1 protein-coding gene is annotated in these 1,313 nt (G+C 67.6%); it reads right to left on the reverse strand.

Features of this window, described 5'->3' with window-relative positions; translation table 11 throughout:
- Positions 1-141 precede the first annotated feature (141 nt).
- On the reverse strand, positions 142-1,313 hold a 1,172-nt coding region (locus ABZ910_RS36285), incomplete at its 5' end, for an alpha amylase C-terminal domain-containing protein (RefSeq protein WP_361373699.1).

The following is a 1,313-nucleotide window of genomic DNA, read 5'->3' on the forward strand; positions in this document are numbered from 1 at the left end:
TGAGGTCGCCGATGCCGTCGCCGTCGCTGTCCTGGAAGGAGCGCACCAGGACCTCGTAGAAGACGGCGCGCTTGAACCAATCCGGGTCCCGGTCCCTGGCGGGGGTGTCCTCGAAGGTGTCGTGGACGGGCTCGTTGACGGTCATGACGCTCTGGACCCTCCGATCTGCGGGGTGGACGATCGCCGGACGTGGAGCACGTGCGCCGGTGCCCGGCCGGGTGTGAGGCGCACGTAGTTGGTCCTGCCCCAGTGGTAGGTCTCACCCGTCAGTTCATCGTGCACGGACACGGCGTCGTGCCAGTCCAGGCCGAGTTGCGGCATGTCCAACGAGACCGTGGCCTCCTGGGTGTGGTGCGGATCCAGGTTGGCGACCACCAGAACCGTGTTCGAACCGCTGCGCTTGCTGTACGCGATCACGGCATCGTTGTCGGTCGAGTGGAAGCGCAGGTTCCGCAGGCGCTGCAACGCGGGGTTGGCGCGCCGGATGATGTTGAGCATGGTGATGAGGGGGGCGATGGTGCGGCCTGTGCGGGCGGCGGCGTCCCAGTCACGCGGGCGGAGTTGGTACTTCTCCGAGTCGAGGTACTCCTCGCTGCCCTCGCGCAGGGGAGTGTTCTCGCAGAGTTCGTAGCCGCTGTAGATGCCCCAGGTGGGGGAGAGGGTGGCGGCGAGGACGGCGCGGACCTCGAAGGCGGGGCGGCCGCCGTGCTGGAGGTAGGCGTGCAGGATGTCGGGGGTGTTGGCGAAGAAGTTGGGCCGCATGTAGGCGGCCGCCTCCCCGGACAGCTCGGTCAGGTACTCGGTGAGCTCCTGCTTGCTGTTGCGCCAGGTGAAGTACGTGTACGACTGCTGGAAGCCGATCTGGGCGAGGGTGTGCATCATCGCGGGCCGGGTGAACGCCTCCGCCAGGAAGATCACGTCGGGGTCGGTGCGGTTGATCTCCGCGATCACCCGCTCCCAGAACACGACCGGCTTCGTGTGCGGGTTGTCCACCCGGAAGATCCGCACCCCGTGACCCATCCAGTGCCGCAGGACGCGCAGCGTCTCGGCGACCAGCCCCTCCATGTCCGCGTCGAACGCGATCGGGTAGATGTCCTGGTACTTCTTCGGCGGATTCTCCGCGTACGCGATCGTGCCGTCGGAGCGGTGGTGGAACCACTCCGGATGCTTGTGCACCCACGGATGGTCCGGCGAGCACTGCAACGCGAAGTCCAGCGCCACCTCCAACCCCAACTCCCGCGCCCGGCCGACGAAGTGGTCGAAGTCCTCCAGCGTGCCCAGGTCGGGATGGACGGCGTCATGCCCGCCCTCGG

The sequence above is a fragment of the Streptomyces sp. NPDC046805 genome, from assembly GCF_040645355.1.
GTDB lineage: Bacteria > Actinomycetota > Actinomycetes > Streptomycetales > Streptomycetaceae > Streptomyces.